The following is a 3407-nucleotide window of genomic DNA, read 5'->3' as shown; positions in this document are numbered from 1 at the left end:
CAGTATCAGCACGACGTGAACCAAAGCCAGCTCGCCAAATCGCTGGACGCGGTGGTTGAAGACTGCGTGAACGCCGTCGGCGTGGACGTGAACACTGCATCCGCCCCGCTCTTGGCGCGGATTTCCGGTTTGAATCAAACCCTTGCCCAAAACATCGTCGCCTACCGCGATGAAAACGGCGCGTTCGACAGCCGCAAAAAATTGCTGAAAGTGCCGCGCTTGGGCGAAAAAACCTTCGAGCAGGCAGCAGGCTTTTTGCGGATTAACGGCGGCAAAGAGCCGTTGGACGCGAGCGCCGTCCACCCCGAAGCCTATCCTGTAGTTGCCAAAATGCTGGCGCAACAAGGCATTACCGCCTCCGAACTCATCGGCAACCGCGAGCGCGTGAAGCAAATCAAAGCGTCCGACTTTACCGACGAACGCTTCGGCCTGCCGACCATTTTGGATATTTTGTCCGAGCTAGAAAAACCCGGCCGCGATCCGCGTGGCGAGTTTCAGACGGCCTCATTCGCCGAAGGCATACACGAAATCAGCGACTTGCAAGTCGGCATGATACTCGAAGGCGTGGTTTCCAACGTTGCCAACTTCGGCGCGTTCGTGGACATCGGCGTCCATCAGGACGGCTTGGTGCACATCTCCGCCCTGTCCAACAAGTTCGTCCAAGACCCGCGTGAAGTGGTGAAAGCCGGCGATGTGGTGAAAGTAAAAGTGCTGGAAGTCGATGCTGCGCGTAAACGCATTGCGCTGACTATGCGGTTGGATGACGAACTGGGTGGCACAGCCAAAGGCAACAGGCCGTCTGAAACTCGACATCAAGAACGCCGCGACCGCAAACCCCAACGCAACGAGCGTGTCCCAACCAATTCGGCGATGGCAGATGCGTTTGCGAAGTTGAAGCGTTAAGGTAGAAAACCAATTGAAGGCCGTCTGAAAAGTGATGTTCAGACGGCCTTTATCGTATGGGGCGAATTAGATAATTGGTGGAATGGATATAGTGCTGCGCTCGTTGAATGTTACCGATACATTTTGTAGTAGGTACATACAAATAAGCGTATAGTTCCAAACATCACAAACCCATCATCACAACCCAAGGAGTTCAAACCATGAAACCTGTTTTGTTTGCCGCGCTGATTTCCTGTTTCTCCGTTGCTGCCTATGCCGCCTGTACCGACAGCCAGCAGCAGTGCGTGATTTATAAAAACGGCAATGTCGCGACAGAAGGTGGCTGTACGGTCAGCAAGTGCCAAAGTGCCGATGCGCAAGTGTTGAAATGGAAGCTGAAAAACGGCAAAGGCGTAACCGTGGAAATCGGAAAAAACGGTAAGGTTTTGGTGAACAAGAAACCGGGTGCGAAAGTGAACAACAGCAATGCGTCAGGCATGGGTTTGACATGCTATGCCGCCGATGCGGACAAACGCGAACAGTTCTGCTCGACTAATTATTGATTGGATTGTTGCTTTGATTAAAGGCCGTCTGAAAAGTGTTTCAGACGGCCTTGATGTTTATCCTTCCGATATTTTTTCATTGAGAAAGTCGATAAAGCTGCGCACTTTCGCGCTGAGAAATGCCCTGTCGACATAGGTGGCGTTCAGTTGATCTGTCCAGATGGTGTAATCGGGCAGGAGTTGGATTAATGTGCCCTCCTTCAATTCCTGCTGGACTGCCCAAAGGGGCTGATAGCCTATGCCTGCTCCTGCTTTAATCAGCTCGCGTATCATCAGTGTGTTGTCACTGCGGATAACGGGGGAGAGGTGGAGAATGGCTTTTTCTCCGGTGTGGCGGTGGGTAATTTCCCAGTTTTGTTGACTGGTATAGGAGGGCAGGATGGCTTGATGCTGCATGACGGCTTCGGGTGTATCGGGTGTGCCGTGTCGGGCGAGATAGTCGGGGGCGGCAAGTAGGACGAACTCGATTTTGGCCAGCGGTTTGACGATCAGCGAAGGGGAGGGGGTTTTGGAAACGCGCAAGGCGAGGTCGAAACCTTCGGCGATGAGGTCGATATGGCGGTTGTCGAGGACGAGGTCAAGCGTGACTTTGGGATAACGCTGGCGGTATTCGGCCAACCATGCGCTCATATTACCGCCTGCAAACCACAGGGGCATGGTAACGCGCAACATACCTTGCGGCGTGTCGGCGCCGCCTGCCGCTTTTTGGGCAGCGGTGTCCAAGGTATCCAGCGCGTAGCTGCATTGGCGGTAGTATTCTTCGCCTGCTTCGGTCAGGTGGAGGTTGCGGCTGTTGCGGTGTAAGAGCTTGGCTTGTATGGTGTTTTCTAGATGGCTAACGTGTTTGCTGGCCATGGCGGTGGAGATGTCGAGCTGATCGGCAGCACGGGTAAAACTGCCGCTTTGAACCACTTGGCGGAAAACTTTTAGGCTAAATAGGGTATCCATGATTTCTTATTAGGAAACGTTGTATCAATAATTCGAGTATATATCTCTTACTGGGAATTATCTATACTGCACTTATTGAAATTGCTCCCTACCTCTTCAGGTAGCCATTAAAATAAGGATTATTAAGATGTCAGCCCTCAAATCATTCCAACCTGTTGTATTGTCTGTCTTGCGTATTGTTACGGCGTATTTGTTTTTGCTGCATGGTACGGCCAAGTTTTTCAGTTTTCCGATGTCTATGGGCGGTGCGCCCGAAGGCTTGATGCTGGTGGCCGGTGTTTTGGAAATTGTCGGCGGTATCTTATTGATATTGGGCCTGTTTACGCGTCCGGCCGCGTTTATTTTGTCAGGTCAGATGGCAGCCGCCTACTTTATGGCGCACGCGTCTTCTGGTAATGTTTTGTTCCCATTGGCTAACCATGGTGAATCTGCCGTTTTGTTCTGCTTCGTGTTTTTGTACCTGGCAGTAGCCGGCGGTGGAGTGTGGGCTTTGGATAACGTTTTTGGTAAAGATAAAGATTAATTTAAGGAAAAGATCATGACTTATTCTGTTTTGCAACAAGCTGCTGAAACCCGTCGTTCTATCTATGCATTGAACAACACCCTGCCTCTGTCCAATGAGGAAGTAACCAAAATCATCGAACACGCCGTTTTGCATACGCCGTCTTCTTTTAATTCGCAATCTGCCCGAGTGGTCGTATTGTTTGGCGAAGAACATACCAAAGTGTGGCATTTTGTCGAAGAAGCTTTGCGTGCGGTTGTCCCTGCCGAGCAGTTTGAAGCCACTGCACAAAAACTGAACTTGTTTAAAGCAGGCGCGGCGACAGTTTTGTTCTTTGAAGATCAAGATGTTGTCAAAGGCTTGCAAGAGCAGTTCCCATCTTATGCGGCCAATTTCCCGATCTGGGCGGATCAGGCAAATGCCATGGTTCAATATGCCGTGTGGACAACATTGGCGGCTGCCGGTATCGGCGCCAATCTGCAACACTACAATCCGCTGCCTGATGCGGCCAT

5 protein-coding genes are annotated in these 3407 nt (G+C 51.3%); 4 read left to right on the top strand and 1 reads right to left on the bottom strand.

The genetic code is table 11. The features are described from left to right. Positions 1-903 (top strand): helix-hairpin-helix domain-containing protein (locus Q1M25_RS09085; protein ID WP_300483971.1); only part of this gene is annotated, 903 nt, incomplete at its 5' end. Between the two features lie 200 nt (positions 904-1103). After that, entirely contained in the window at positions 1104-1445 is a 342-nt protein-coding gene (locus Q1M25_RS09080) for a hypothetical protein (RefSeq protein WP_300483969.1), read from the top strand. A gap of 57 nt (positions 1446-1502) precedes the next feature. Here Q1M25_RS09080 and Q1M25_RS09075 read toward each other — a convergent pair whose 3' ends face one another. After that, a complete protein-coding gene (locus Q1M25_RS09075; RefSeq protein ID WP_101755752.1) occupies positions 1503-2393 on the bottom strand; it encodes a LysR family transcriptional regulator in 891 nt (296 codons plus the stop codon). A gap of 127 nt (positions 2394-2520) precedes the next feature. Here Q1M25_RS09075 and Q1M25_RS09070 point away from each other — a divergent pair, with 127 nt between their 5' ends. Further along, positions 2521-2916, top strand: coding sequence for a DoxX family protein (locus tag Q1M25_RS09070; protein ID WP_049323608.1), 396 nt, complete (start codon positions 2521-2523; stop codon positions 2914-2916). Positions 2917-2931: 15 nt separating this feature from the next. Beyond that, on the top strand, positions 2932-3407 hold a 476-nt coding region (locus Q1M25_RS09065), incomplete at its 3' end, for a nitroreductase family protein (protein WP_300483967.1).

Source organism: uncultured Neisseria sp., assembly GCF_951230505.1.
GTDB lineage: Bacteria > Pseudomonadota > Gammaproteobacteria > Burkholderiales > Neisseriaceae > Neisseria.
This window is presented reverse-complemented; position numbering and strand designations above follow the sequence as displayed.

Excerpts from the sequence above, each read along its gene's own strand:
- Q1M25_RS09075 (WP_101755752.1), bottom strand. The coding sequence starts at position 2,393 with ATGGATACCCTATTTAGCCTAAAAGTTTTCCGCCAAGTGGTTCAAAGC.
- Q1M25_RS09070 (WP_049323608.1), top strand. The coding sequence starts at position 2,521 with ATGTCAGCCCTCAAATCATTCCAACCTGTTGTATTGTCTGTCTTGCGT.
- Q1M25_RS09080 (WP_300483969.1), top strand. The coding sequence starts at position 1,104 with ATGAAACCTGTTTTGTTTGCCGCGCTGATTTCCTGTTTCTCCGTTGCT.